This is a genomic window from Allobosea sp. FW305-C-101, assembly GCF_058783685.1.
This window is the reverse complement of sequence record NZ_JBYSYT010000002.1, coordinates 198,619-223,008: the sequence shown is the minus strand read 5'-3', so window position 1 is coordinate 223,008 and position 24,390 is coordinate 198,619. Positions and strand designations below refer to the sequence as shown.

The 24,390-nt window shown below is 67.7% G+C and carries 25 protein-coding genes; 11 read left to right on the top strand and 14 right to left on the bottom strand.

What is annotated here, in order from left to right; translation table 11 throughout:
- The first annotated feature begins 124 nt into the window (after positions 1-124).
- The 3 genes from AC3WMA_RS08545 to AC3WMA_RS08535 are packed head-to-tail and all read left to right on the top strand — an operon-like array spanning position 125 to position 1,496.
- Positions 125-334, top strand: a complete 210-nt coding sequence (locus AC3WMA_RS08545) for a hypothetical protein (protein ID WP_257731202.1) — start codon at positions 125-127, stop codon at positions 332-334.
- Positions 335-343: 9 nt separating this feature from the next.
- Positions 344-1,285 carry a dihydrodipicolinate synthase family protein gene (locus tag AC3WMA_RS08540; RefSeq protein WP_492284970.1) on the top strand — a complete coding sequence of 314 codons (942 nt, stop codon included), beginning with the start codon at positions 344-346 and terminating at the stop codon, positions 1,283-1,285.
- A gap of 49 nt (positions 1,286-1,334) precedes the next feature.
- The gene (locus tag AC3WMA_RS08535; RefSeq protein WP_377840414.1) at positions 1,335-1,496 is read left to right on the top strand and encodes a hypothetical protein; all 162 of its coding nucleotides are present in this window, start codon (positions 1,335-1,337) and stop codon (positions 1,494-1,496) included.
- Between the two features lie 64 nt (positions 1,497-1,560).
- Here the strand turns inward: AC3WMA_RS08535 and aceB are convergent, their stop codons facing one another.
- A complete protein-coding gene (aceB, locus tag AC3WMA_RS08530) occupies positions 1,561-3,168 on the bottom strand; it encodes a malate synthase A (protein ID WP_492284969.1) in 1,608 nt (535 codons plus the stop codon).
- Positions 3,169-3,468: 300 nt separating this feature from the next.
- On the opposite strand from aceB, the gene AC3WMA_RS08525 reads away from it, so the two are divergent.
- Positions 3,469-4,827, top strand: coding sequence for a TadE/TadG family type IV pilus assembly protein (locus AC3WMA_RS08525; RefSeq protein WP_492284968.1), 1,359 nt, complete (start codon positions 3,469-3,471; stop codon positions 4,825-4,827).
- Here AC3WMA_RS08525 and AC3WMA_RS08520 read toward each other — a convergent pair.
- From AC3WMA_RS08520 to ygfZ, 3 genes are read right to left on the bottom strand one after another with little or no spacing between them, the layout of a single operon-like run.
- Complete coding sequence (locus AC3WMA_RS08520; protein ID WP_492286075.1) at positions 4,802-5,431, bottom strand: YfbR-like 5'-deoxynucleotidase; 630 nt, start codon at positions 5,429-5,431, stop codon at positions 4,802-4,804. The two genes, AC3WMA_RS08525 and AC3WMA_RS08520, sit on opposite strands and share 26 nt — an antisense overlap.
- Complete coding sequence (locus tag AC3WMA_RS08515; protein WP_492284967.1) at positions 5,431-6,075, bottom strand: DNA-3-methyladenine glycosylase I; 645 nt, start codon at positions 6,073-6,075, stop codon at positions 5,431-5,433. Before AC3WMA_RS08515 ends, AC3WMA_RS08520 begins: the two co-directional genes overlap by 1 nt.
- Entirely contained in the window at positions 6,072-6,971 is a 900-nt protein-coding gene (gene ygfZ, locus AC3WMA_RS08510) for a CAF17-like 4Fe-4S cluster assembly/insertion protein YgfZ (protein ID WP_492284966.1), read from the bottom strand. Before ygfZ ends, AC3WMA_RS08515 begins: the two co-directional genes overlap by 4 nt.
- A gap of 149 nt (positions 6,972-7,120) precedes the next feature.
- Here ygfZ and AC3WMA_RS08505 point away from each other — a divergent pair, with 149 nt between their 5' ends.
- From AC3WMA_RS08505 to pgm, 5 genes are all read left to right on the top strand, one after another.
- A complete protein-coding gene (locus AC3WMA_RS08505; RefSeq protein WP_492284965.1) occupies positions 7,121-8,461 on the top strand; it encodes a dihydroorotase in 1,341 nt (446 codons plus the stop codon).
- Positions 8,462-8,644: 183 nt separating this feature from the next.
- A complete protein-coding gene (locus AC3WMA_RS08500) occupies positions 8,645-9,067 on the top strand; it encodes a YciI family protein (protein WP_492284964.1) in 423 nt (140 codons plus the stop codon).
- Between the two features lie 66 nt (positions 9,068-9,133).
- Positions 9,134-9,559, top strand: a complete 426-nt coding sequence (locus AC3WMA_RS08495; RefSeq protein WP_492284963.1) for a YciI family protein — start codon at positions 9,134-9,136, stop codon at positions 9,557-9,559.
- A gap of 53 nt (positions 9,560-9,612) precedes the next feature.
- Positions 9,613-10,884, top strand: coding sequence for an RNA polymerase sigma factor (locus AC3WMA_RS08490; RefSeq protein ID WP_492284962.1), 1,272 nt, complete (start codon positions 9,613-9,615; stop codon positions 10,882-10,884).
- Positions 10,885-10,985: 101 nt separating this feature from the next.
- Entirely contained in the window at positions 10,986-12,644 is a 1,659-nt protein-coding gene (pgm, locus tag AC3WMA_RS08485) for a phosphoglucomutase (alpha-D-glucose-1,6-bisphosphate-dependent) (RefSeq protein ID WP_492284961.1), read from the top strand.
- A gap of 506 nt (positions 12,645-13,150) precedes the next feature.
- Here the strand turns inward: pgm and AC3WMA_RS08480 are convergent.
- The 9 genes from AC3WMA_RS08480 to AC3WMA_RS08440 all read right to left on the bottom strand — a co-directional run bounded on the left by AC3WMA_RS08480 (position 13,151) and on the right by AC3WMA_RS08440 (position 21,186).
- Entirely contained in the window at positions 13,151-13,822 is a 672-nt protein-coding gene (locus AC3WMA_RS08480) for a dioxygenase family protein (protein ID WP_492284960.1), read from the bottom strand.
- A 12-nt stretch (positions 13,823-13,834) separates the two neighbouring features.
- A complete protein-coding gene (gene pcaG / locus AC3WMA_RS08475; RefSeq protein ID WP_492284959.1) occupies positions 13,835-14,464 on the bottom strand; it encodes a protocatechuate 3,4-dioxygenase subunit alpha in 630 nt (209 codons plus the stop codon).
- 97 nt (positions 14,465-14,561) lie between these two features.
- Positions 14,562-15,338 carry an SDR family NAD(P)-dependent oxidoreductase gene (locus tag AC3WMA_RS08470; RefSeq protein WP_492284958.1) on the bottom strand — a complete coding sequence of 259 codons (777 nt, stop codon included), beginning with the start codon at positions 15,336-15,338 and terminating at the stop codon, positions 14,562-14,564.
- A 106-nt stretch (positions 15,339-15,444) separates the two neighbouring features.
- Complete coding sequence (locus AC3WMA_RS08465; protein WP_492284957.1) at positions 15,445-16,464, bottom strand: NAD(P)/FAD-dependent oxidoreductase; 1,020 nt, start codon at positions 16,462-16,464, stop codon at positions 15,445-15,447.
- Positions 16,461-17,882, bottom strand: a complete 1,422-nt coding sequence (locus AC3WMA_RS08460) for an FAD/NAD(P)-dependent oxidoreductase (RefSeq protein ID WP_492284956.1) — start codon at positions 17,880-17,882, stop codon at positions 16,461-16,463. Before AC3WMA_RS08460 ends, AC3WMA_RS08465 begins: the two co-directional genes overlap by 4 nt.
- Positions 17,879-18,163, bottom strand: a complete 285-nt coding sequence (locus tag AC3WMA_RS08455) for a (2Fe-2S)-binding protein (RefSeq protein ID WP_492284955.1) — start codon at positions 18,161-18,163, stop codon at positions 17,879-17,881. Before AC3WMA_RS08455 ends, AC3WMA_RS08460 begins: the two co-directional genes overlap by 4 nt.
- 1 nt (position 18,164) lies before the next feature.
- On the bottom strand, positions 18,165-19,076 hold the full coding sequence (locus AC3WMA_RS08450; protein WP_492284954.1) for a dihydrodipicolinate synthase family protein: 912 nt from the start codon (positions 19,074-19,076) through the stop codon (positions 18,165-18,167).
- Positions 19,073-19,996, bottom strand: coding sequence for an SMP-30/gluconolactonase/LRE family protein (locus tag AC3WMA_RS08445; protein ID WP_492284953.1), 924 nt, complete (start codon positions 19,994-19,996; stop codon positions 19,073-19,075). Before AC3WMA_RS08445 ends, AC3WMA_RS08450 begins: the two co-directional genes overlap by 4 nt.
- The gene (locus tag AC3WMA_RS08440; protein ID WP_492284952.1) at positions 19,993-21,186 is read right to left on the bottom strand and encodes a CaiB/BaiF CoA transferase family protein; all 1,194 of its coding nucleotides are present in this window, start codon (positions 21,184-21,186) and stop codon (positions 19,993-19,995) included. The genes AC3WMA_RS08445 and AC3WMA_RS08440 overlap by 4 nt, the downstream gene beginning before the upstream one ends.
- Before the next feature lie 99 nt (positions 21,187-21,285).
- Between AC3WMA_RS08440 and AC3WMA_RS08435 the strand changes: the two genes are divergently transcribed.
- Together AC3WMA_RS08435 and AC3WMA_RS08430 are read left to right on the top strand one after the other, a co-directional pair.
- Positions 21,286-22,635: an aspartate aminotransferase family protein gene (locus tag AC3WMA_RS08435; protein WP_492286074.1), complete on the top strand. Its 1,350-nt coding sequence runs from the start codon at positions 21,286-21,288 to the stop codon at positions 22,633-22,635.
- 12 nt (positions 22,636-22,647) lie between these two features.
- On the top strand, positions 22,648-23,520 hold the full coding sequence (locus AC3WMA_RS08430; protein ID WP_492284951.1) for a beta-keto acid cleavage family enzyme: 873 nt from the start codon (positions 22,648-22,650) through the stop codon (positions 23,518-23,520).
- Between the two features lie 15 nt (positions 23,521-23,535).
- Here AC3WMA_RS08430 and AC3WMA_RS08425 read toward each other — a convergent pair whose 3' ends face one another.
- A complete protein-coding gene (locus AC3WMA_RS08425) occupies positions 23,536-24,330 on the bottom strand; it encodes an IclR family transcriptional regulator (protein ID WP_492284950.1) in 795 nt (264 codons plus the stop codon).
- Positions 24,331-24,390 lie beyond the last annotated feature (60 nt).

The window sequence follows — 24,390 nt, the reverse complement described above, 5'->3', positions numbered from 1 at the left end:
AAGCGCGTGGCGCGCGATCCCTATGGAATCTTGATGGTATCGCCCCTTGCGTCGTCTCGAACGCCTATGGCGCGGCCCCTAGCTTGTCCGGGCGGCCCTTGAAGGCCGTTCGGGAAACAGGATGATGTTCAGTATCCCTCGCAAATCCTTCGGCGGCCCGCTCCAGTTCCTGGTCGGGCGCGATGCGGAAGGCCATTGGCTCGCCGTCGAGACGCATGGGCGTGGCGGCGGCATTTTCTGCGATCGCAGTGCCGCGCTCCGCTATGCCGTGTTCGAGACCGGACACCGGGCGCGCGCGGTCCGGGTGACCGCCAAGACGCTCTCGCTGCTCTGAGGCCATGCCATGAACCACTGGCTTCACGGCATGTTCACCGCGCTGGTCACGCCTTTCGACGAGGACGGGATCGACTATGGCGCGCTGGAACGCCTCATTCTCTGGCAGATCGCGCAGGGCGCCGACGGCATCGTGGTCGGCACCGCCACGGGAGAGAGCCCGACGCTGAGTGGCGCGGAGCGGGAGGCGCTTTGTGCCGCCGCCCGTCGTATCGCCGGCCGGCATTACCCGGTGATCGCCGCCGTCGGCAGCTATTCGACTGCCGGGACCGTCGCCGAGATCGCCGCCGCTGAGAAGGCCGGCGCCTCGGCCCTGCTGTTGCGCATGCCCTATTACAACCGGCCGACGCAGGCCGGGCTCGCGGCTCATGCGCTGGCGGCGGCGCAGGCGACCGGGCTCGAGATCATCCTCGACAACGACCCGGATCGCTGCGGCGTCGAGATCGCGCTGGAGACGCTGCAGATGCTGGAAGGGGCGCCGAACATCGTCGGCATCCTCGAGCGGCGGGGCGATCTGGTCCGCTGCGACCGGATCGCCCGCGCGCGCGACCGCCGTTTCATGCGCCTGACCGGCGCGGCCGAGACGATTCCTTCCTATCTGCTCGCGGGCGGCTGCGGGGCGATCACCAGCGTCGGCAATCTCGCGCCGCATTGGCTGGCGCGGCTGGACAGCGCGGCTCGCTCCGAATTCTACGGGCAGGCGCAGATCCTGCAGCGGCGGCTGGTTCCGCTGCTCGATTTGCTCGCGCGCGAGCCTGATCCGGTCCTGATCAAGCTCGCGCTGTCGATGCTGCATCCGGAGGTTGGCGCTGCCTGCCGCGCGCCGCTCGCGCCTCCGCGCCCGGAATGCGTGCCCCTGCTTTGCGACGCCATCGAGGATCTGCCGCATCCGCTTGTCGGCATGGCGACGAAGCCAACGGGCAACGGCGTGGCGGCAGCCCGCAGGCTTTGAATCCAGAGCGGGCGCGGCTGCGCCCGCCACGAACCGGATGGAGGTTTTCATGACCGCAATCGGGACCTATCGCCGCCGCAGGGAAGCGATCTACCGATCCGTTCCCCGGACATCGGCCGGCGGCTGGAAGGCCGACCTGCTGCATCTGTTCGGGTCGGTCGTCCTGCTCGCCATTCTCATCGGCGCGCGGGTCTGGTGGCATCTACACTGAGCCGTGCAAATGAAAAGGGCGCCGCGATACCGCGGCGCCCTTCGGAGCATCGATCCGACCTGGTTCAGTTCAGCTTGGCGTAGGCGGGAACGGTGAGGAAGTCCTCGAAGTTCGGCGCCAGCGAGAGCGTCTCGAACAGCGCGATCGCCTCGGGGAAGCGGCCCTTGGCATAGTTCTCCGCGCCGAGCTCGCCCTTCACGCGCTCCATCTCTTCCGGCAGGCAGCGCTTGAACAGCGCGGCATCGGCCTTGATCCCGCCTTCGAGATCGACGCCGTACTGGCAGAACTGCCAGATCTGGGCGCGGCTGATCTCGGCGGTCGCGGCATCCTCCATCATGTTGTAGATCGGCACCGCGCCGCGGCCGCGCAGCCAGGCCTCGATATACTGGACGCCGACGCGGATGTTCTCGCGGAAGCCTTCCTCGGTGCGCGTACCTTGGTGGACCTCCAGCAGGTCCTTCGCGCCGATCGAGACATCGTCGCGCTTCTTGTCGAGCTGGTTGGTCTGCGGCATCAGCCGGTCGAACACCTCCATCGCGACCGGGACGAGGTCGGGATGCGCGACCCAGGTGCCGTCATGGCCGTCGCCGGCCTCGCGCTCCTTGTCGGCCTTGACCTTGGCGAAGGCGGCGGCATTGGCCTCCGGATTGTTCTTGACCGGGATCTGTGCCGCCATGCCGCCCATCGCGAAGGCACCGCGCTTGTGGCAGGTCTTGATCAGCAGCAGCGAATAGGCGCGCAGGAAAGCCTTGGACATCACGACCTGCGAGCGGTCCGGCAGGACATAGGCCTTGTTGCGGGCGAGCTTCTTGATGAAGGAGAAGATGTAGTCCCAGCGGCCGCAATTCAGGCCGGCCATGTGCTCGCGCAGTTCGTAGAGGATCTCGTCCATCTCGAAGGCAGCGGGCAGGGTCTCGATCAGGACGGTGGCCTTGATCGTGCCGGTCTTCAGGCCGAGCGCCGATTGGGCGGCGACGAAGACGTCGTTCCAGAGGCGGGCCTCGAGATGGCTCTCCAGCTTCGGCAGGTAGAAATACGGGCCCGAGCCGGCGGCCAGCGCCGCCTTGGCGTTATGGAAGACATAGAGGCCGAAATCGACCAGGGAGCCCGAAGCCTCCTCTCCGTCGATGATGATGTGCCGCTCCGGCAGATGCCAGCCGCGCGGGCGGATGATCAGGACGGCAGGCTTGTCCTTGAGCTTGTAGTCCTTGCCGTTCGTCGGATCGGTGAAGTCGATCCTGTTCGCCCAGCGGTCGCGGAGGTTGATCTGGCCTTCGATCATATTGGCCCAGACCGGGGAGGAGGCATCCTCGAAATCGGCCATGAAGACCTTGGCGCCGGAGTTCAGCGCGTTGACGATCATCTTGCGGTCGACCGGGCCGGTGATCTCGACGCGGCGATCCAGCAGATCGGCCGGGATCGGCGCGACGCTCCAGTCGCCTTCGCGGATATGCTTGGTCTCGGCCAGGAAGTCGGGCGTCTCGCCGGCGTCGAAGCGCTTCTGCCGCTCGGCACGGAGCGCGAGCAGGCGCTTGCGCGTCTCGTTGAAGCGACGGTGCAGGTCGGCGACGAAGGCGAGCGCCTCGGTGGAAAGGATTTGGTCGAAGCCGGGCTGCAGGGCGCCCTTGACGACGACGCCGGCCGGCAGGGCGAGGGTGGGGGTGTCCGACATGGATGGTTCTCCGATCAGGTTGAGGCCATCATTCCGTGAAATCGTGCTTTGCAAAATCCGGAAAAAATGACGATCACTTGTTCCGTTTCGGAAATAGCATCGTTTCCGGGCAAGAAACCATAGATACACTTATTGGTTGTATTTCTGCTGCGGCAAACGCAGGATGACGTAACGGCAGAGAGATTCCATTCAAAATGTGCAGATAGGCCCGACTTCCGCAAATCGGTTTTAGCAATTCGTAAGCTCCCGCCGCCAACGCTTCCAGGGTCGAATGCGGCAATTCGGCCCTGGATGAGGCACATGATGACGTTCGGTTCCCTGCCTGAGATGATGCGGCGCTTCCGGCAGGATCAGCGCGGCAACTTCCTGATGATGTTCGGGCTCGCGCTTGTTCCGCTGATGGGCGTCGTCGGCGTCGCCGTCGATTACTCCCGCGCCAGCAATGCCCGCCAGGCACTCAGTTCGGCGATCGACTCCGCCGCGCTGATGGCGGCACGCGATGCCCAGAAGCTGACGGACGCGCAGGTGACTGCCCGCATCAACGCCTGGATCCGCGACAACCTGCCGGCCGATGTGAAAGACCAGTTCTCGGCCGCCACCGTGACGATCGACCGGACGGCGCGAACGATCAAGATCGCTGCGAATGCCAATGTGCCGACGACCATTGCCCGCGTGCTCGGCAACGACCAGATTCCCGTCTCTTCCAACAGCCAGTCGACCTGGGGAACCAACAAGATCGAGCTCGCCCTCGTGCTCGACAATACCGGTTCGATGTCGTCATCGGGCAAGATGACGGCGTTGAAGCAGGCGTCCAAGGATCTGATCCAGATCATGAAGGATGCGTCGCTCGATGCCGACCAGATCAAGATCTCGATCGTGCCGTTCAACACCCAGGTCCGCATCGACCGCGGGCTCAAGGACGAGCAGTGGATCCGTTACGGCATGACGCGATCGGCGACGATGACCTGCGACAAGAACGGCGCGAACTGCAAGACGTCGGGCGGTGTCGCTGAACCGGATCCTTCACTCACAGGCTGTAAGACCAGCAATAAGGGCGTGAGGACCTGCACCGAGGCGCTAACCAAGGCCGTCTGGGCGCAGAGCCATGGCTGCATCGCTGACCGCGACCAGAACTACGACGTGTCGGATGCGGGCTCCTATGCGGCCAGCGCGCAGCAATATCCCGCGACCTGGTGCGGCCAGACCTCGCTCGCGGAGGTCCTTCCGCTGACGTCCAACTGGGCGACGCTGAACGCCCGTGTCGACACGATGACGCCGGTCGGCAACACCAACGTCACGATCGGGGCGGTCTGGGGCTGGGCCACGCTGTCGCCGCCCGCTCCTTTCATGGAGGCCAAACCTTCCACGGAGCCGAATCTCAAGAGGTACATGATCCTGCTGACCGACGGCGACAATACCGAGAACCGCTTCACGACGAACGGCAACGATATCGATGCCCGGACAAGCCTAGCCTGCACCGGGGTCAAGAATGCCGGGATCAACCTCTACACGATCCGCGTCATCGACGGCGATGCGACCCTGCTGAAGAACTGCGCGACCCGGCCGGAGATGTATTACGACGTCAAGAACGCCTCGCAGCTCAGCCCGGTTTTCAAGGCGATCGCCAGCGAGATTAGTGCGGTGCGCCTGACCCTGTAAGCCCAGCCTCGCCTAGCGCGGTGAAGCGCGAAAGGAAGCGCGCCTGCGCCGCCTCGGTATCGAGGGGATCGAGCCAGGACAGAACTTCGGTCGGCAGCGCCTGCGGCCGGCCGAAGAATTTCAGGGCCTCCTCGCGTTCGAAGCCCGCGAGGCGCGTCGCCTCGAAGAAGGCGGCGATGGTATCGGCCTCCTTGATCTTCCGCTTCAGGATGGCGGGCGTCGCAGCCGGCAGGCCGAAGCGCAGATGGATCGCCGCCAACAGGCGCAATTCCACGCTCTTGTAAGCGTCCCCCATCACCACCTTGAACGGCGAGATCATGTCGCCGATCACGTATTCCGGCGCGTCGTGCAGCAGCGCCATCAGGCACCAGCCGCGGCTCCAGTCCGGATTGAGATGGGCGGCGACCGCCTCGACCAGCAGCGAGTGCTGCGCGACCGAGAAGGAATGGGCGCCGCGCGTCTGCCCGTTCCAGCGGGCGACGCGGGCAAGCCCATGGGCGATGTCCTCGATCTCGATGTCGAGCGGCGAGGGGTCGAGCAGGTCGAGCCGCCGGCCCGAGAGCATGCGCTGCCAGGCGCGGGGCGGTTCGGGCTTGCGGGCCATCAGGCGGCAGGGCGCGAGTCGCGGGCGAGTGCGGCGCATTCGCTCCAGCGGAAACAGCCGGTCAGGTGATCGTTGACCAGCCCGCAGGCCTCCATGAAGGCATAGACGATGGTCGGGCCGCAGAAGGTGAAGCCGGCCTTCTTCAGTTCCTTCGAGACGGTCTCGGAGAGCTTGGTCTGGGTCGGTACTTCGCCTTGCGTGCGATAGCTGTTCTGCAGCACGCGGCCGTCGAGATGCTTCCAGAGGAAATCGGCGAAGGGCTCGCGCTCGCTGATCCTGAGATAGGCCTGCGCGCTCTTGATCGTGCCCTCGATCTTGCCGCGGTGGCGGATGATGCCGGGGTCGGCGAGCAGGCGCTGGACATCGGCCTCGGTGAAGCGGGCGACCGCCTCCGGCTCGAAACCGGCGAAGCCGGCGCGGAAGGCGTCGCGCTTCCTCAGGATGGTGATCCAGGACAGGCCGGCCTGGAAGCCGTCGAGTATCAGCTTCTCCCAGAGCGCGCGGGAATCATATTCCGGCACGCCCCATTCGGTGTCGTGATAGGCGATGTAGAGCGGATCGGCGCCCGGCCAGCGGCAGCGGAACTTGCCGTCCGCGCCCTGGATCGCGATGCGCTCCTCGCTGACGATGACGGCGTCGCTCATAAGGCTGCTCCTGCGGCGGCTCCGAAGCCTGTTTCGCCGGGGAAGGGGAAGCGGATGAAGCCCGGCTTCTCCGCGAGATGGAAGGCCAGTCCGCCGCCGAGCGGGGCCGTGCCTGCGGCGAGCGCATCGGCGAGCCGGTCGAGCCGGAGCATGGCGAGAGCCTGGCCGTTCGCGGAGGAACCGATGGTGCCGAGCGGCTTGCCGCCGGCGGTCGCGTCCGCGCCGGTTTCGGCCGCGATGCCCTCGTCGAAGACGACAGGCACGACGCGGGTGCGGGCCGTGCCGCGATGCTGCATGCGGGAAACGACCTCCTGCCCGATATAACAGCCCTTCTTGAAGGAGACGCCGCCGAGTTGGTCGAGCAGCGCCTCGTGTGGGAAGGTGTCGCCATAGGCGAAGTCGCGTCCGCCGGCGGGAACGCCGAGCATGATGCGCCGCGCGTGATAGGCGTCCGGCTCGGCCGTGACGAGGGTTTCGACGCCGTCGGCATCGGTGATGGCACGCTGGCCGAGCGCCGGCAGGCGCGGGTCGTCATAGACGAAGCCGGCATCCTCGGGCAGCGGGGCACCATCGGCGGAGGCGATGACCGCGCTCTGCTCGGTGAGGTCTTCAAGCGCCACCTTGGCGCGGAGCTTGTAGAGCTTCAGGCGTTTCATCAGGTCGGCGGTCTGGAGCAGGGGCGTGTCGAGCAGGAAGCCGCCGCCATCCTCCGGCGCCAGCGCGAGGATGAAGAAATCGCAGATCATCTTGCCTTGCGGCGTCAGCAGCGCGCCGTAGCCGGCCTGTCCGGGCACGACCGGATCGAGATCGTTGGTCACGAGGTTCTGCAGGAAGTCGCGCGCGTCGTCGCCGCTGACGCGGATGACGCCGCGATCGATCAATCGTGTGGCGGACATAAAGCCGTTCCAGTTCTGGTTTCGGGTCGAGGTCTCGACAGCCGAAAAGGAGACGCTGGCGCCACCCGAAAACTGTTTGGGCTTCCGGGACGACGCGTTGGCCGATAGGTAGGCTGCATCGGTCTTTCACTCAACCGCCGGAGACAGCCATGCCCCAGACCTACGACGTGATCCTCAAGGGCGGCACCGTGGTGAACCAGGATGGCCGCGTCGCGCGCGATGTCGGCGTCACCGGCGGCAAGATCATGGCGCTGGGCGACCTCTCGCAGGCTTCGGCCGGCGAGACCGTCGACTGCACCGGTCTGCATATCCTGCCGGGCGTGATCGACTCCCAGGTGCATTTCCGCGAGCCGGGGCTCGACCACAAGGAAGATCTGGAGAGCGGCTCGCGCTCGGCGGCGCTCGGCGGCGTGACCTGCGTCTTCGAGATGCCGAACACGATCCCGCAGACGACGACGCCGGAGGCTTTGGCCGACAAGATCAGGCGCGGGCGCCACCGCATGCATTGCGACTTCGCCTTCTGGGTCGGCGGCACGCATGAGAACGCCAATGATGTGCCGGAGCTGGAGCGGCTGCCGGGTGCGGCCGGCATCAAGGTCTTTATGGGCTCCTCGACCGGCGATCTGCTGGTCGAGGACGACAGGGGCGTCGCCGAGATCCTGAAGCGCACGCGCCGCCGCGCCGCCTTCCATTCCGAAGACGAGATGATGCTGCGCGAGCGCATGCCCCTGCGGGTCGAGGGCGATCCGTCGAGCCACCCGGTCTGGCGCTCGCCGGAGGTGGCGCTGACCTGCACCAAGCGACTGGTGCGGATCGCGCGCGAGACCGGCGCGCGCGTCCATATCCTGCATATCTCCACCGGCGAGGAGATGGTCTTCCTGAAAGACCACAAGGATGTCGCGACCGTCGAGGTGCTGCCGAACCATCTGACGCTGGTGGCGCCGGATTGCTACGAGCGGCTCGGCACCTATGCCCAGATGAACCCGCCGATCCGCGACGACAGCCATCGCCAGCGCATCTGGTGGGGCGTCGAGCAGGGCATCGTCGATGTGCTCGGTTCCGACCATGCGCCGCATACGCATGAGGAGAAGCATCATCCCTATCCGGCGAGCCATTCCGGCATGCCGGGCGTGCAGACGCTGGTGCCGATCATGCTCGACCATGTGAATGCCGGCAGGCTGACGCTGGAGCGCTTCGTCGATCTCAGCAGCGCAGGCCCGCAGCGCATCTTCGGGCTGGAAGGCAAGGGCCGGATCGCGGTCGGCTACGATGCGGATTTCACCATCGTCGATCTCAAGCGCCGCGAGACGATCACCAAGGAGTGGAGTGCCTCGAAATGCGGCTGGACGCCCTATGACGGCGTCACCGTCACCGGCTGGCCGGTCGGCACCTTCGTGCGTGGGCTTAAGGTGATGTGGGAGGGCGAGTTGACGACGCCGTCGCAGGGCGAGCCGGCCCGCTTCCTGGAGGCGCTGCCGCGCAGCGCCTGAACCGGATCGGTGCCGCCCGCGTTCGGCTCCGGATGGAGCGCGTGGGCGGCTTCGCAAAAAAATCAAAAAAAGATTCCCGGCGTTGTCGATTCCGGTCGCGCCCGTTCGACGTGCAGTCAGAGAACGGGTTTCGGCGGCTTTCGCCGGAGCCGCCCGGTTCTCCCAAACCCAAGGAGAAGACCGATGCGTGTGATGGTTCTGGTCAAGGCGAGCAAGGACAGCGAAGCCGGCATCATGCCGAGCGAAGAGCTCCTCACCCGGATGGGGGCCTATAACGAGGAGCTGGTGAAGGCCGGCATCATGCTGGCGGGCGACGGCCTGCATCCGAGCGCGAAGGGTATCCGCATGCGCTTCTCGGGCAGCGAGCGCGCGATCACGGATGGCCCCTTCGCCGAAACGAAGGAGCTGCTCTGCGGCTTCTGGATCTGGCAGGTGAAGTCCTTCGACGAGGCGGTCGAGTGGCTGAAGCGCGCGCCCTTCGACGACGGCGCCGAGATCGAATTGCGCCGCATCTTCGAGATGGAGGATTTCGGCGAGGCGCTGACGCCTGAACTGCGCGAGCAGGAAGAGCGCATCCAGGCCGCCGCAGCGAAGCTTGTCGGCTGAACGACGTAAATCCCGAAATCCAATCCAGGCGCGAGCCGTGCTTCCGCCTTTCAAAGGAGAAAACCGATGCGTTTCATGGTGATGGTCAAGGCGACCCAGGACAGCGAAGCCGGCGCGCCGCCGACCCAGGAGCTGCTCGAGGCGATGATGGCCTACAATGAGGAGCTGGTGAAAGCCGGCATCATGAAGGGCGGCGACGGCCTCCACCCCAGCTCGAAGGGCGCGCGCGTCCAGTTCGACGGCACCAAGCGCGCCGTCGTCGATGGCCCCTTCGCCGAGACCAAGGAGCTGGTCGCCGGCTACTGGCTGTGGGAATGTGCCTCGCTCGACGAGGCGATCGCTTGGGTCAAGCGCTGCCCCAACCCGATGCCCGGCCCGTCCGAGATCGAGATCCGGCCGTTGTTCGAGCTGGCCGATTTCGGCGAGATCGTCACGCCGGAGACCGCGGCGCAGTGGGACCGGCTCAAGGCCGAGTCCGAAGGGCAGGGTTGAGCGACCGAGGCGCCGCTTGCCAGCCGATGGGCTGATGGTGTGTATCGCTTCCCATGTCGGGCAGCGATGCACACCGCACCATCGAGACGGTCTGGCGCATGGAGGCGCCCCGGCTGATCGCCGGGCTCGCACGCCTGACCCGCGATGTCGGCCGGGCCGAGGAACTGGCGCAGGACGCATTGGTCGCGGCGCTGAAGCAGTGGCCCGAAGAGGGCGTTCCGCGCAATCCGGCGGCCTGGCTGATGCAGGTCGCGAAGCACCGCGCCGCGGACACCGCCCGCCACGAGATCATGGCCCGGCGCAAGCAGGACGAGATCGGCCGCGATATCGACAGTGAAAGGCCGGCGATGCCGGATATCGATGAGGCGCTCGATGACGAGGTCGGCGACGACCTGCTGCGCCTGATCTTCACCGCCTGTCATCCCGTGCTGCCCAAGGAGGCGCGGATCGCGCTGACGCTGCGTCTGCTTGGCGGCCTCACGACTGACGAGATCGCGCGCGCCTTCCTGGTGCCGGAACCGACGATGGCGCAGCGCATCGTGCGCGCCAAGAAGACGCTGAGCGAGGCCAAGGTGCCCTATGAGGTGCCGGCCGGCGTCGAGCTCGGCCAGCGCCTCGCCTCGGTGCTGGAGGTCGTCTACCTCATCTTCAACGAGGGCTATTCGGCCACCGCCGGCGAGGACTGGGTCAGACCGTCCTTGTGCGAGGAGGCGCTGCGGCTTGGGCGCATCCTCGCGGCGCGGGCGCCTGACGAGCCCGAGGTCCACGGCCTCGTCGCCCTGATGGAATTGCAGGCCTCGCGGCTGCGGGCGCGCGTCGGTGCCGATGGCGAGCCGATCCTGCTGCTCGACCAGAACCGCGCCCGCTGGGACCGCCTGCTGATCGGGCGCGGTCTTGCCGCGCTTGAGCAGGCACAGCGGCTCGCCGGAGCGGCGCCCGGCCCCTATCTGCTGCAGGCGGCGCTGGCGGCCTGCCATGCCCGTGCCCGCACGGCCGAGGAGACCGACTGGAAGCGCATCGTCGCGCTCTACACCGTGCTCGGGCAGGTGACGCCGTCGCCGGTCGTGGAACTCAACCGCGCCGTTGCGGTCAGCATGGCGGATGGGCCGGCGGCAGGGCTTGCCTTGGTCGAGGCTCTGGCCGGCGAACCGGCGCTCAAACGCTATCATCTGCTGCCGGGCGTGCGCGGCGACCTGCTCGCCAAGCTCGGCCGCCACCGGGAGGCGGCAGACGCATTCGACAGCGCGGTGGCGCTGACGCAGAACGCCAGGGAGCGGGCTCTGATGCAGGACAGGGCGGCCAAGGAACGCGCTGCCGGCGCGTGATCCTCGCCTGTGCCGCGAGACTGTCGCATTCCGTTGCAACTCTGTTCATGCCGGCGTCTATAGGGATGTCGCATCCTGACGTGCCTAGAACGAGAGCCTACATGAGCGATTCCGTGAGTCCCCTGGCCGGCAAGCGGCTCGAGCCCGGCCAACTCGTCGACGTGGCGGCCCTCACCAAAGCCTATTACGAGCAACCCGATCCCGCGCAGCGTTCGCAACAGGTCGCCTTCGGCACCTCCGGCCATCGCGGCTCGGCGCTGCTGCGCTCGTTCAACGAGGCGCATATCCTCGCGATCGCGCAGGCGCTCTGCCTCTATCGCCGCGAGCAGGGCATCGACGGGCCGCTCTTCCTCGGCATCGACACGCATGCGCTCTCGCGCAATGCCTTCGAGACGGTGCTGGAGGTCTTCGCGGCCAATGGCGTCGCCACGATCATCGACGAGAAACTCGGCTTCACGCCGACCCCGGTGATCTCGCATGCGATCATCGCGCATAATCGCGGCCGCTCCGCCGGACTCGCCGATGGCGTCGTGATCTCGCCCTCGCATAATCCGCCGGCCGATGGCGGCCTGAAATACAACCCCCCGCATGGCGGGCCGGCCGATACCGACGCGACCGGCTGGATCGAGAAGCGGGCCAATGCCTTCCTCACCGAGAAGCTCGCAGGGGTTCTGCGCATCCCCTACGAGACCGCGCTGAAGAGCGAGCATGTCCACCGGCACGACTACATCACCGGCTATGTCTCGGACCTCGCCAGCGTCGTGGACATGGAGGCGATCCGGCAGGCCGGCGTCGTGATCGGGATCGACCCGCTCGGCGGCGCCGGGCTCGACTACTACCAGCCGATCATCGATCGCTACGGCCTGAACGCGACGATCGTCAGCAAGGAGGTCGATCCCACCTTCGGCTTCATGACCGCGGACTGGGACGGCAAGATCCGGATGGACTGCTCCTCGCCTTATGCGATGGCGAGCCTGATCGGCATGCGCGACCGCTTCGACGTCGCCTTCGCCAACGATACCGATGCCGACCGGCACGGCATCGTGACGCGCAGCAGCGGGCTGATGAACCCGAACCACTATCTCGCGGCGGCGAGCGCCTACCTCTTCGCCAACCGGCCGGGCTGGCGCGCGGATGCCGCGATCGGCAAGACGGCGGTGTCGAGCGCGATCATCGACCGGGCGGCGGCCAAGCTCGGCCGGAAGCTCGTCGAGGTGCCGGTCGGGTTCAAGTGGTTCGTCGACGGGCTGATCTCGGGCAGCTTCGGCTTCGCCGGCGAGGAGAGCGCGGGCGCCTCCTTCCTGCGCATGGATGGCTCTGCCTGGACGACCGACAAGGACGGCATCATCCTCGGCCTGCTCGCCGCCGAGATCACCGCGAAGACCGGCAGCGACCCCGGCGTGCTCTACGGCAAGCTGACGGCGGAGCTCGGCGAGCCCCGCTATGCGCGCGTCGATGCGCCGGCGAGCGCGAGCCAGAAGGCTGTTCTCAAGAACCTGTCGGCCGAGCAGATCGCGACGAAGGAGCTCGCCGGTCAGCCGATCACCGCGATCCTGAGCCATGCCCCAGGCAACGGCGCGCCGATCGGCGGCGTCAAGGTCACGGCGGCGGATGGCTGGTTCGCGGCGCGCCCGTCGGGCACCGAGGAGGTCTACAAGATCTACGCCGAGAGCTTCCGGGACGAGGCGCATCTGGCCGCGATCCAGGAGGATGCGCGGCAGATCGTCGGAAAAGCCTTCGCGGCGGCCGGGACAGCCTGAGGCGCGCCGTCATGGCGTGGTGATTTCGGTCGACCTCAGGCCGTCCGCAAGGGCGCCCTGCGGCGCCGGGCTGCCTGCGCCGCAGGCATCCGACCTTGCGGGCAAGCGACTCATGCGAGCCGCTTCGGCTTCCCGAGCCGGCCGCTCACCCCGCGGGCCGATCAAGTGCGCGCTTCAACCGTCGATGGACGGAGCCCGTTCGACCAGTTCGAGAAAGACCGCAGCACAGGCCAACCAGACGATCATCGACCAGATTATCATCGCCCCTCCCAGGATTATGCGTTTTTTCCAGCATAACCGAGGAGCGGGGTCCGGCAAGCGCGTCGGGATTGTCATGCACAGAGTCAGCGCTTTGGCCGGCATCACGGTGTCGCACGCCGCCGATTGAATGCGTGACCTGATTCACGTGAGCGCCGCTCTTCAGAGCGGGCTAGCGACACGTGAGGATCATCCGAACGTCTCGTCGGCTCCCGACAAAGGCTGCGCCGAGATGCTGATCCTGGCTGTCAACTCTCGAAATAGGCGGTGTTGCGGCCGCCGATCACGATGTCCCAGTGGTAGAGCGCTTCGCCGTTCGGGCCCTGGCCGGCGGGCTGGCCGAAATGCCGGCCTTGCGCCTCGCCGAGCAGGATGAACATCGGATCGCGGGCGAGATGCGGGTCGCCCTCGAAATACATCTGCGCGATCAGTCGGGCCGAGCCGCCGCGGATCGAGACATGGACATGGGCCGGTCGCCAGCGGTCGATGTCCGGCCGCGCCAGGTAGGAGCCCGGCCGGATCGTGCGGAATCGGTAGCGCCCGGCCTCGTCGGTCATCGTCCGGCCGAAGCCGAGGAAATTCGGGTCGAGCCGTTCGCGCACCGGGTCCTTCACATGGGTGTAGCGCCCCCATCTGTTGGCGTTCCAGATCTCGACGAGGGTGTGGCGCACGGGCCGGCCGAACTCGTCGAGCACGCGGCCGGAAATTTCCATGACCTCGCCCTCGGCCTGCGGTCGACCGGGCGCGATGCGGGTGAGGTCGTTCTCGCCGAGCTTGAGCCCCGGCAGGTCGGAGAGCCAGGGCACGAAGCTCTGCCGAGCCGCTTCCGGGATCAGGTGCAGGCGTTCGATCGGCACGCGCCGCTCGGCGGCACCGTCAGTCGGGCCGGGCAGCATCAGGCGTCCGCGATTCAGGGTCATGGACGTCTCCGCTCAGCTCGAAAGATCGTCGAAGAAGGGTGTCTCGCCGGGGCCGCGCATCACGATCGCGATCTCGTAGAGCGTGACGTCTCCGCCCGCTGACCCCATCCGTTTCGCGATCAGTCGCGCGCCCAGCTCCGGAGGCAGGCTCCCCAGCAGAGGGTCGGCGGCATTGGCATCCGCTTCATCTTCGAAGAAGACCTGCGTGACCAGCCGCGTGATCCCGTCCGAGAAGATGGTCAGCGTGATATGCGGCGCGCGCGCCGGCGTCCCGTTATCGGCCCTGATTGGGCCAGGCTTGACCGTCTTGAACTCGAAGGGTTCAGCGGTCGTGATCAGGCGCCCGAACCCGTCGAAGAAGGGATCGAGCCCGGGATGGCCATCGCTGTCGGGCGTGCGCAGGATGCCGGCGGCGTTGGCCTGCCAGAACTCGACCAGCGCATCGTCGACCGGCTGGCCGTCACTGTCGAGTAGGTGCCCGCGCAGGATGATCTGCTGCCCCTTGGGGCCGACGCTCAGCCCGTAATGCAGCCGCGTCAGGTCGCTGCGGTCGCCGTCGAGGAATGAGTAGGGGTAATAGGGACCGACCGTGTCCTCGGCGAGAGGAGGCAGCCGGTTGCTGGTGCCGGACGCATCGCTCATCGCGCGGCCTCGCCGAACCATCTGCGCATCGCTTCACCCCTCTTTTGATTTTGTTTATATACAAAACTTTGTTTTATTCAAGATCGCTGACACATCGTCAGAAGCGGCCGGCATCGGTCTTGATGCGCTCGCCCGTGAGCGAGGAGGAGGCGTCGGACGCCAGGAACAGGGCGGCGGCGGCGACCTCCTCAGGCGTCACCCAGCGGCGCAGCGCCGCGACATCCGTGTAGTTCTGCTTGATGATCTCCGCGGGATCGCGCCCCTCGACGGCGGCGCGCTTCGCGACGACCCGGTCCATCAATTCGCCGGAGACCGCGCCGGGGCAGAGCGCGTTGACGCGCACGCCCGCCGGGCCGATCTCGCGCGCGACCGTTTCGGTGAGGCCGATGACGGCGAATTTGGTGGCGCAATAGGCACTGCGCATCGGATAGCCCTTGAGGCCCATCAGCGACGACATGTTGACGATCGAGCCCGAACCCTGCGCGCTCATGATCCGGCTCGCGACCCGCAGGCAATTCACCGTGCCGAACAGGTTGATCTCGACGCAAGCTCGCCAGGCATCGAGATCGACATCGACGATATTGCCGATCGGCCCGCTCTGGCCGGCATTGTTGACGAGAACATCGACCTTGCCGGTGATCGCCTGCGCCTGCGCGAACATCGCCTCGACCTCGTCGAGCTTCGCGACGTCGCAGGGCACGGCCGTACCGCCGATCGCCTGCGCGACCGGCTCGATCGTCTCGCGGGTGCGGCCGGAGACGACGACATGGGCACCGGCCTGCGCGAAGGCCTCGGCGATCGCCTTGCCGATGCCGGTGCCGCCGCCGGTGACGATCGCGACGCGCTCGTCGAGACGATTGAGATCTTTGGCCATGAGTGAAGTCACCTGTGCGATCAGGCCGCGGCAGCGGCGTCGGTGGAGAAACGGCAGGGGTCGAAGAGCGGCAGCTCCGGCTCCCGGCCGAGGATGAGGTCGCCCATCAGCGCGCCGATATAGGGGCCGATGGTGTAGCCCCCGCGCACGCAGCCCAGCAGGAAGGCGTTTTCGACGCCGGGCGCAGCGCCTGCGAGCGATAGAAATCCGGGACATTGGCCTCGAAGCCGGTCCAGGAGCGCACCACGCGGAAGCGGTCAAGGCCCGGCACGGCGAACATCGCGAGCCTGAGATTCGGCAGCAGCGTCTCGGGATCGACCGCGCCGCAGCCTTGTTCCGGTGAGCCGGTGCCCTGCCATCCCCCGCCGATCAGCACGCTGCCGTTCGGCTTCTGCTTCAGTGTCAGCAGGCCGGTGGCATGGCCGATCACGGTGCCGACCAGCGCCGGGCCGCACTCGGTGACGGAGACGGTGTTGACGCGCGCCCGGACAGGCAGGTCGAGCCCGATCATCGCGCCGGCGCTCTTCAGCCAGGCACCGCAGGCCAGGAGCAGGCGGGTGGCGCGGATCGGGCCTGCCGGCGTGGCGAGTTCGAAACCGCCGCCGCTGCTGTCGATGGCGGTGACGGGCGTGTGTTCGCGGATGGCGACACCTGCCGCCTCCAGCAGCGCGCGGTAATAGGCGCCCGTCAGGCTGGCATTGGCGTAGCCGTCCTCGGCGCACCAGCTCGCCGCGACGACCTTGCGCGACAGGTTGGGCTCGATCTCGGCAACGCGGGCCGGCGAGATCAATTCGATCGGTGCGCCCGCCTCGCGCTTCAGTGCCATGCGCTCGTGCAGGAGATTGGCCTCGCGCTGGTTGAAGGCGAGTGTGATGCCGCCGGTCTTGTGGAAGCCGACATGCGCGCCGGCATGCTCCCAGAGTTCGTGGCCCTTGAGGGCGTAAGGCATCAGCTTGACGCGCTTGATCTGCAGCGAGAGCGTGCCGGCATTCACGCCGGACGCGCCGCTGCCGATCGTCCGCTGCTCGATGACGATCACCCGCATCCCGCCCGCGGCGGCGCGGCAGGCGGCGGCGCTGCCGAGGATGCCGCCGCCGATCACAGCGAGATCGTAGAGATCGCTCATAACGGGGCCGGGGCGGGGATCGGGAGGTCGTCGTAGTCGAAGGTGCCGGCAATAGCGGCGAGCGGGACCGGGCGCAGGGGAGGCCGGGCGCTCGGCTGGCCGATCGTCTCGCGGCTTTGGCCGGTCGCCGCGCCGATCAGCATGGCCGCCGCCTCGCCGCAGACGCGGCCACCGCAAGGCCCCATGCCGCAGCGCGTCGTCGCCTTGAGGTCGGCCAACGTCCTCGCACCGGCCGTGATCGCGGCGTCCAACGTCGCGCGGGTCAGGCCCTCGCAACGGCAAACGGTCGTCTCTGTATCGATCAGGGCGGCGGCGCCGGGTGGCGGCATGGCAAGCGCCGACATGGCCGCGCCGAAACGAGACGATCGGCGCCAGCGTGCTGCCACCGTCGCAGCCTCCCGTTCCAAATCCCCGCCATGTTCGAGCCGGCGCGCGATGCCGATGGCTGCCAGTTCGCCCGAGAGCGGAGCCGCATCGGCACCACGGATGCCACCGCCATCGCCGGCCACGAACAAGCCCGGCACGGAGGTTTCGAGCAAAGCGCTCACCTCGGGGACCCAGCCGCCGAGCTCCGGCGCATAACGGTGCCGGGCGCCGAGTAGCCGCGTGGCCTCGGTCGACGGCGAGAGGCCGAAGCCGAGACAGACCGCATCGGCCTTGATCGTCCGAACCGGATCGCCAACCGGCCGCCAATCTCCGTCGATGCGACCGATCTCGACCGATGTGACGCCATCCGTGCCATGGATCGCATGGATGGCTGCGCCTGAATGGATCGGAACCCGCGCTTTCAGCAGGTGCAGCAGCCAGCCTGCGCCTTTGGCCATGAGGTCCGGCCGCGCTGCCATCGCGCCGAGCCGGGCGAGCCAGCCTGCGCGGTGCGAGGCATCGACGATCGCCGCGACCTCGCCGCCTGCGGCGACGATCTTGCTGGCGACGAGCAGAAGCAGCGGCCCCGAGCCCGCGACCACGACGCGCCGGCCCGGCAGGACGCGGTGCGATTTGAGCAGGATGGTGGCCCCGGCGAGCCCGATCACGCCGGGCAAGGTCCAGCCGGAGACCGGGATATGCCGCTCGACCGCGCCAGCGGCCACGATCAGGTTGGGCGCTTCCAGTGTCAGGGGGCCTTCTTGGCCGATCGCGATGACGGAGAAGCCCGGCGTCAGCGACCAGACACGCTGGTTGGCATGGAGGATCGCGCCGCTATCCGCGAGTTTCGCGCGGAGTTCATCGCCCTTCGCCCGCTCGGCATCGGCCGGAGCCGATTCCAGCCCGGCGGAGGGTGCGCGATAGACCTGTCCGCCCGCTTCCGCCGCCTCGTCGATCACCGCGACCGACAGGCCAAGCGCGCGCGCCTTGATCGCTGCCGCGGCTCCGGCGGGGCCTGCCCCAAGCACGATGAGATCGAGCGGGGGGCTCATCGCAGCCTCTCGACGACGAGGCCCTCGCGGACGAGGGTGCGGCAGGCCTCCGTCTGCCGGCCGTCGATCAGTACGACGCATTCCTGGCAGACGCCCATGAAGCAAAAGGCCCCGCGCGGGCCGCCGTCGTCGCGATGGATTCGCAGCGCCCGGCGCCCTTGCGCATGGAGCGCGGCGGCCAGTGTCTCGCCCTCGGCGGCACTCAGCGTCTCGCCGTCGAAGCTGAAGCTGACCTCCCGCTTCCAGGCGCCTATCGGCAGGATGCGCAGATCGCCTTTCATCTCAGTCGCCGGGCAGGAGGCCGAGTTCGTCGAGCGTTGCGCGCAGCTTGTCGAGCGCCGGTCCGGCAAGCGGCAGCAGCGGATCGCGCGGCACGCCGGCCGGCAGGCCCTGAAGGTTCAGCGCCGCCTTGAAGGAGGAGGGCCAGGTGCCCAGCGACATCAGCGTCTCGTAGACGATGGTGAGCTTGTAGTGCGCGTCGACATAGGCGGCGCCCGGCGCTTTGCGACCGATCTCCATGAGTTGCCCGGCTGTCCTGCCGAGGAGCTCGGGGCCGGTCGCGATCAAGCCGGAGGCGCCGAGCGCGCTGCCGGCGAGGATGTAATAGGCCGGCCCGACCATCACCGCGATCCTGTCGCCCATCCGGTGCAGCAAGCGGGTGAGGTGGCCGATATCGCGGTTGGATTCCTTGATGCCGACGACCGGAGCGATGCCCGCGATCGCCTCGACATCGTCGATCGAGAGCTCGATCACGGCGCGGCGCGGGGAATTATAGAGGACGATCGGCATGTCGACCGCCTTGCCCAGCAAGTCGAAGCGCCGCAGCAATTCCTCGCGCGTCGCCTTCATCACATAGGTCTGGGGCATGACGAGGATGCCGGCGGCGCCGGCATCGCGCGCGGCTTGCGCATACTGGATCGTCTGCCTGGAGCCCGGCGCCGTACAGCCCATCATCACCGGGACACGCCCGGCGCTGCGATCGACGGCGATGCGGGTGAGCCGCGCGCGCTCGTCACGGTCGAGTGCCCAGCTCTCGCCATTGTCGCCGGCCACGCAGATGCCCTGCGCGCCGATGCCGATCAGATGCTCGACCAGATGGGCGAAGGCGTCCTCCATGATCTCGCCGCGCTCGTCGAAAGGGGTGACGACGGCCGGCACGAAGCCCTTGAGCGTGTCCTTCGTCAGCAGGGTCATGCGGATTGTCCTGAGGGGGAGGCGGCGAGGAGCCGGGCCATGGGAATGCGGAAGACGCTGCCGGTCTGGGCCTCGACGATGAACAGCGTCGACTGGTCGGGTGAGAAGGCGCAGGCCGTCGTCCAGAGCCCGCCCGGCGTATGGACCACGGCGACGGGATCGCCGAGCGCATCGACGAGATAGAGCCGTCCGGCTTGCGCCTGCGCGATGGCGAGCCGGCCAGATGCATCGACCGCGAGCCCGTCGGGACCGAGACCGCCGGAGAGCTGGAGGAAGGTGCCGGCCATCGGCCAGGCGGGATCGGGCGCCTCGGCCAGGAAGCGCCAGACCGCGTTGGCGCGGGTGGCGGCGAGATAGACGAGCTTGCCATCCGGCGAGAGCGCGATGCCGTTCGGGTAGGGCACGTTCGCGAGGATCAGCTCCGGCTTGGTCTCGCCCTGCCGCAAGCGGTAGACCCGGCCGGTCGGGTCGGAGAGGCTGGAGCGGCCGGAATCGGTGAACCAGACATCGCCATTGGGCGCGATGGTGAGGTCGCTCAGGCCGCGGAAGGGCTCGGTGTTCACGCGTCCGCAGAGCGTGGTGACTTTCTGCGCCGCGGGATCGCAGATGAGCAGCCCGTGACGGTAATCGACGATGAGCCAGGTGCCGTCGCTGCGCGGGCGCAAGCTATGCGGCTCGCCGTCATATTCGAAGGCGAGCTGCCAGCTTCCGTCCGGTGCGATCCGTAACAGCCGGCCATAGGGCACGTCCGCCAGCCAGAGATGGCCCTCGTCGTCGAAGCAGGGGCCCTCAAGGAAGGAATGCAGGCGCTGGCCTGGCCGCGTCGTGCGGACCCAGTCGGTCGGCTCGCCGGTCCAGTGCAGCGCCTCGGGCAGGCGCGTGAGCAGCTCGGCCTCATGGCGGGGAAAGCTGCCGATCATGCGATGACGCCCCGTTCCTTCAGCGCGGCGATCTCGGCCGGCGTGCGGCCGATCTCGCCGAGGATCTCGGTGCTGTGCTCGCCCAGTCGCGGCGGGGGCCTGTCGATCGCCGGGCCGGCTGCTGCATAAGAGAAGGGCGCCAACGGCACCGAGACCGGGGCGGCGCTCGCCGCGTCCGGTTGCAAGGCGTGGAAGAAGCCGCGCTTGTCGAGATGCGGCAGGCGCACGGCTTCGTCGAGGCTGCGCACCCGCTCGGCCGGGATGCCGATGCCGTGGAGATAGTCTTCCCATTCGGCGGCGGTGCGCGTGCGCATGATCGGAACGAGCGCCTCGCGCATCGCCGGTGCGAAGGCCCAGAGTTGCGGCCAGCCATCAAGCGCGGCGAAGTCTGGACGCCCGAGCGCCCCCCACAGCCGCCGGTTCTGCCGGGCGTTGAAGGCCCCGAGCATCAGGAGTCCGTCCGCCGTCTCGTAGGTGCCGAGCCCGGCCTCTTTCGGGCGCGACTGGCTCGGGCCTTCATAGAGGGCGGCGGCGGCTTCCGGAGCCATCAGGGTCAGGGCGGTCTCGAACATCGAGCAGTCGATCACCTGTCCAACGCCGCTCGCCTGCCGCTGGAACAGCGCGGCCGAGATCGCGAAGGCGGCGGCATAGCCGGTCGCATAGTCGATGAAGGAGGCGCCGGATTTCACCGGCTCGCCCGCGCGTCCGGTCGTACGCGCCATCACGCCCGAGGCGGCCTGGATGACATTGTCATAGGCATTCACCGCCTCGCGCTCATGCCCGCGGGCGAAGCCGGTGATCGAGCAGCAGATGAGCCGGGGATTGCGCGCCTGCAGCGTCTCCGGCCCGAGCCCGAGTGCCGCCAGCGCGCCGGCCCGGTAGTTCTCGACCAGCACATCCGCGCTCGCGACGAGGTCGAGCAGGATCGCATGGCCTTCTGTCGTGGCGAGATCGAGCGCGAGGGAGCGCTTGTTCGAGCCCTGGACGAGATAATTGATGCCGAGCCCGGCGGCGTTGAGCGCATCGTCCGGCCCACGTCCGCGCGCCGTGTCGGGCATTCCGGGCGGCTCGATCTTGATCACATCGGCCCCAAGCAGGGCGAGCTGATAGGCGCAGAACGGGCCCGCCAGGACATGGGTCAGGTCGAGCACCCGGATACCGTGGAAGGGGCGTTGCGCTGACAGGCTCAAGGGGCGGCTACTCCGTTATTGTTTGTTATATGGAACTGTGTTTTGTATATCAACAGAATTGTGACGCCCGCGGAGAACGTCGTGCCACCGTCGAACAGCATGCCGAAGCGGTCCGCCGTGCTCCACCGCAACCTTCGCAGCACGCCGCCGCTCGCGGTGAAAGGCGAGGGCGTCCATCTCGTCGACGCTGCCGGTAAACGCTATCTCGACGCCAGCGGCGGCGCCGCCGTCTCCTGCCTCGGCCATGCCCACCCGCGCGTGATGGAATGGATCGCGGCCCAGCTTGGCCAGCTCGAATACGCTCACACCTCCTTCTTCACGAACGGCCCGAGCGAGACCCTGGCGCAGATGCTGATCGATCGCGCTCCGGCGGGGTTCGGGCAGGGGCGCGTCGCCTTCCTCGGCAGCGGCTCGGAGGCGATGGAAGCGGCGATGAAGCTCGCCCGACAGTACTTCGTCGAGATCGGCCAGCCCCAGCGCAGCCGCTTCATCTCGCGGCGGATGAGCTATCACGGCAATACGCTGGGTGCGCTTGCGGTCGGTGGCCATCCCGGCCGGCGCAAGCTGTATCAGCCGATCCTGATCGAGACCTCGCAGATCGCGCCCTGCTACGCTTATCGCAATCGGCGCGACGACGAGACGCTCGAAGCCTACGGCCTGCGCGTCGCCGACGAGCTCGATGCCGAGATCCAGCGGCTCGGCCCCGAGACCGTCGCCGCCTTCGTCGCCGAGCCGATCGTCGGGGCGACGCTCGGCACCGTCACCGCCGTCCCCGGCTATTTCGCCCGCATCCGCGAGATCTGCGACCGTCATGGCGTGCTCTTCATCGCCGACGAGGTGATGTGCGGCATGGGCCGTGCCGGCGCCTTCTTCGCCAGCGAACAGGAAGGCGTGCGGCCGGACATCATCACCATCGCCAAGGGGCTGGGCGCCGGCTACCAGCCGATCGCCGCGATGCTGGCGAGCGAGCGCGTCGCCAAGGCGATCGAGGATGGCTCCGGCCTGCTCGCCAACGGCCATACCTATATGAGCCATGCCGTCGCCTGCGCCGCCTCGATCGCCGTGATCGACACGATCGAGAAGGATGGCCTGCTCGGCAATGTCCAGCGGATGGGGGCGCTGCTGTCGGATAGGCTCCACGAGGCCTTCGGCCAGCATCCGCATGTCGGCGACATCCGCGGGCGCGGCCTGTTCCAGTCGATCGAGCTGGTTGCCGATCGCGACAGCAAGCGCCCGTTTGCGGCGAAGCAGAACCTGGCGGCCCGGATCAAGCAGGAGGCGCAGGAGCTCGGGCTGATCTGCTACCCGTCGAGCGGCACGGCCGATGGCGTCGACGGCGACCATGTCCTGCTGGCGCCGCCCTTCATCATCGATGCCGGCCATGTCGACGAGATCGTCGGCAAGCTCGGGCGCGCGCTCAACACCACCCTGTCCGCCACCGCCGCCTGAGGAGCCGCCGCCTTGTCCCGCAAGACCATCCTCACCTGCGCCGTCACTGGCAATCTCACGACTCGCGACCAGCATCCCGGCCTACCGGTGACCCCGGCCGAGATCGCCACCGCCGCCATCGAGGCCGGCAAGGCGGGCGCGGCTGTCGTCCATATCCACGCCCGCGATCCCGCGACGACCAAAGGCAGCATGGATCTCGGCCTCTTCCAGGAGATCGTCGACCGCATCCGCCAGTCCGGCTCCGACGTGATCCTCAACCTCTCAACCGGGGAGGGCGGGCGCTACGTTCCGGGCCTCGATAATCCCGCGGTCGCGGCACCCGGCACGACCTTGACCACGCCGGAGCGGCGCGTTGCCCATGTCGAGGCGCTGAAGCCGGAAATCTGCACGCTCGACCTGAACACGATGTTCTCGGGCAGCGCCGTCGTGATCAACACGCCGCGCAACGTCACCGAGATGGCCCGGCGCATCTATGCGTCGGGCGTGCTGCCGGAGCTTGAAATCTTCGATGGTGGCGACCTGCAGCTCGCCAAGGCGCTGCAGGAGGACGGCACGCTGCGCAACCCGCTGCTGATCCAGATCGTGCTCGGCGTGCGCTACGGCGCGATCCCCAACCCCGAGACGCTCTTCTACTTCGCCTCGCAATTGCCGCGGGATTGCATCTGGGCGGCCTTCGGCATCGGCCGCCACGAGTTCCCGCTGCTGGCCCAGGCCTTCCTGCTCGGCGGCCATGTCCGCGTCGGGCTGGAGGACAATGTCTATATCCGCAAGGGCGTGCTGGCCCGCGACAATGCCGAGCTGGTCGAGAAAGCCGGCACGATCCTCGAAAATCTCGGCGGTTCGCTTGCGACGCCGGCCGAGGCGCGCGCGATCCTCGGGCTCTAGAGCTGCCGGCGGCTGCTAGCCGAGCCGGGCGGAGATGCGCGCGGCCGCCGCTCGCACCGCCGCCAGATAGCGCCCTTCGATGGCGCCGAGGTCGAAGGCGGAGTCCGGGCCAGAAATGTCGATGGCCGCGACGACCTCGCCGCGGCGGTTGACGACCGGTGCCGAGATCGAGCTGCCCGTCGCCTCCATGATACCCCGGCTGAGGACATGACCGCGCGCGCGCGCCGCCGAGACGGCCTCGGCCAGCTGTTGCTGCGAGGTCGGAGTCTGGTTTGTCAGCGGCTCCAGCACCGTATTGCGGAAGAGCTCCGCGATCTCCGCCTGCGGCAGGCCGGAGAGCAGCAGCCAGCCCATCGGCGAGGCATAGGCCGGCACGCGCGAGCCGACATTCATGTTGCTGAGGAAGCCCGACCGGGTCTGGACGCAGCTCAGGTACAGCACGTCCCGCTCGTCCCGGATCGCCAGATGCGCCGAGACCTGCGTCTCGTCGCGCAGCGCCTCAAGTTCGGGGCGGGCGATCTCGATGATGTCCTTGGAAGCGAGGAAGGCGAAGCCGATATTGAGGACGCGCGGCCCCAGTGTGAACTGCTTGGACTGCTCCTCCTCCAGGAAGCCCATATGCCGCAGCGTGTAGACCAGCCGGAAGACCGAGGACCGCGTCAGTCCGAGCTCGGCCGCGATCTCGGAGATGCCCAGCGGGCGGCCGGCGCCGGCGACGATCTCCAGCGCGCGCAGGCCGCGATGCAGGCCCGGCACGAAATAGACCGCGTGGTTCTTGTGCTGCGTTTCAGCATCCGCTGCGTCTTGCATGGCATCCCGACTCGCTGCCCTCGGTCGATTTGCATGTAAAACACTTGGTCGCCGGGGTCA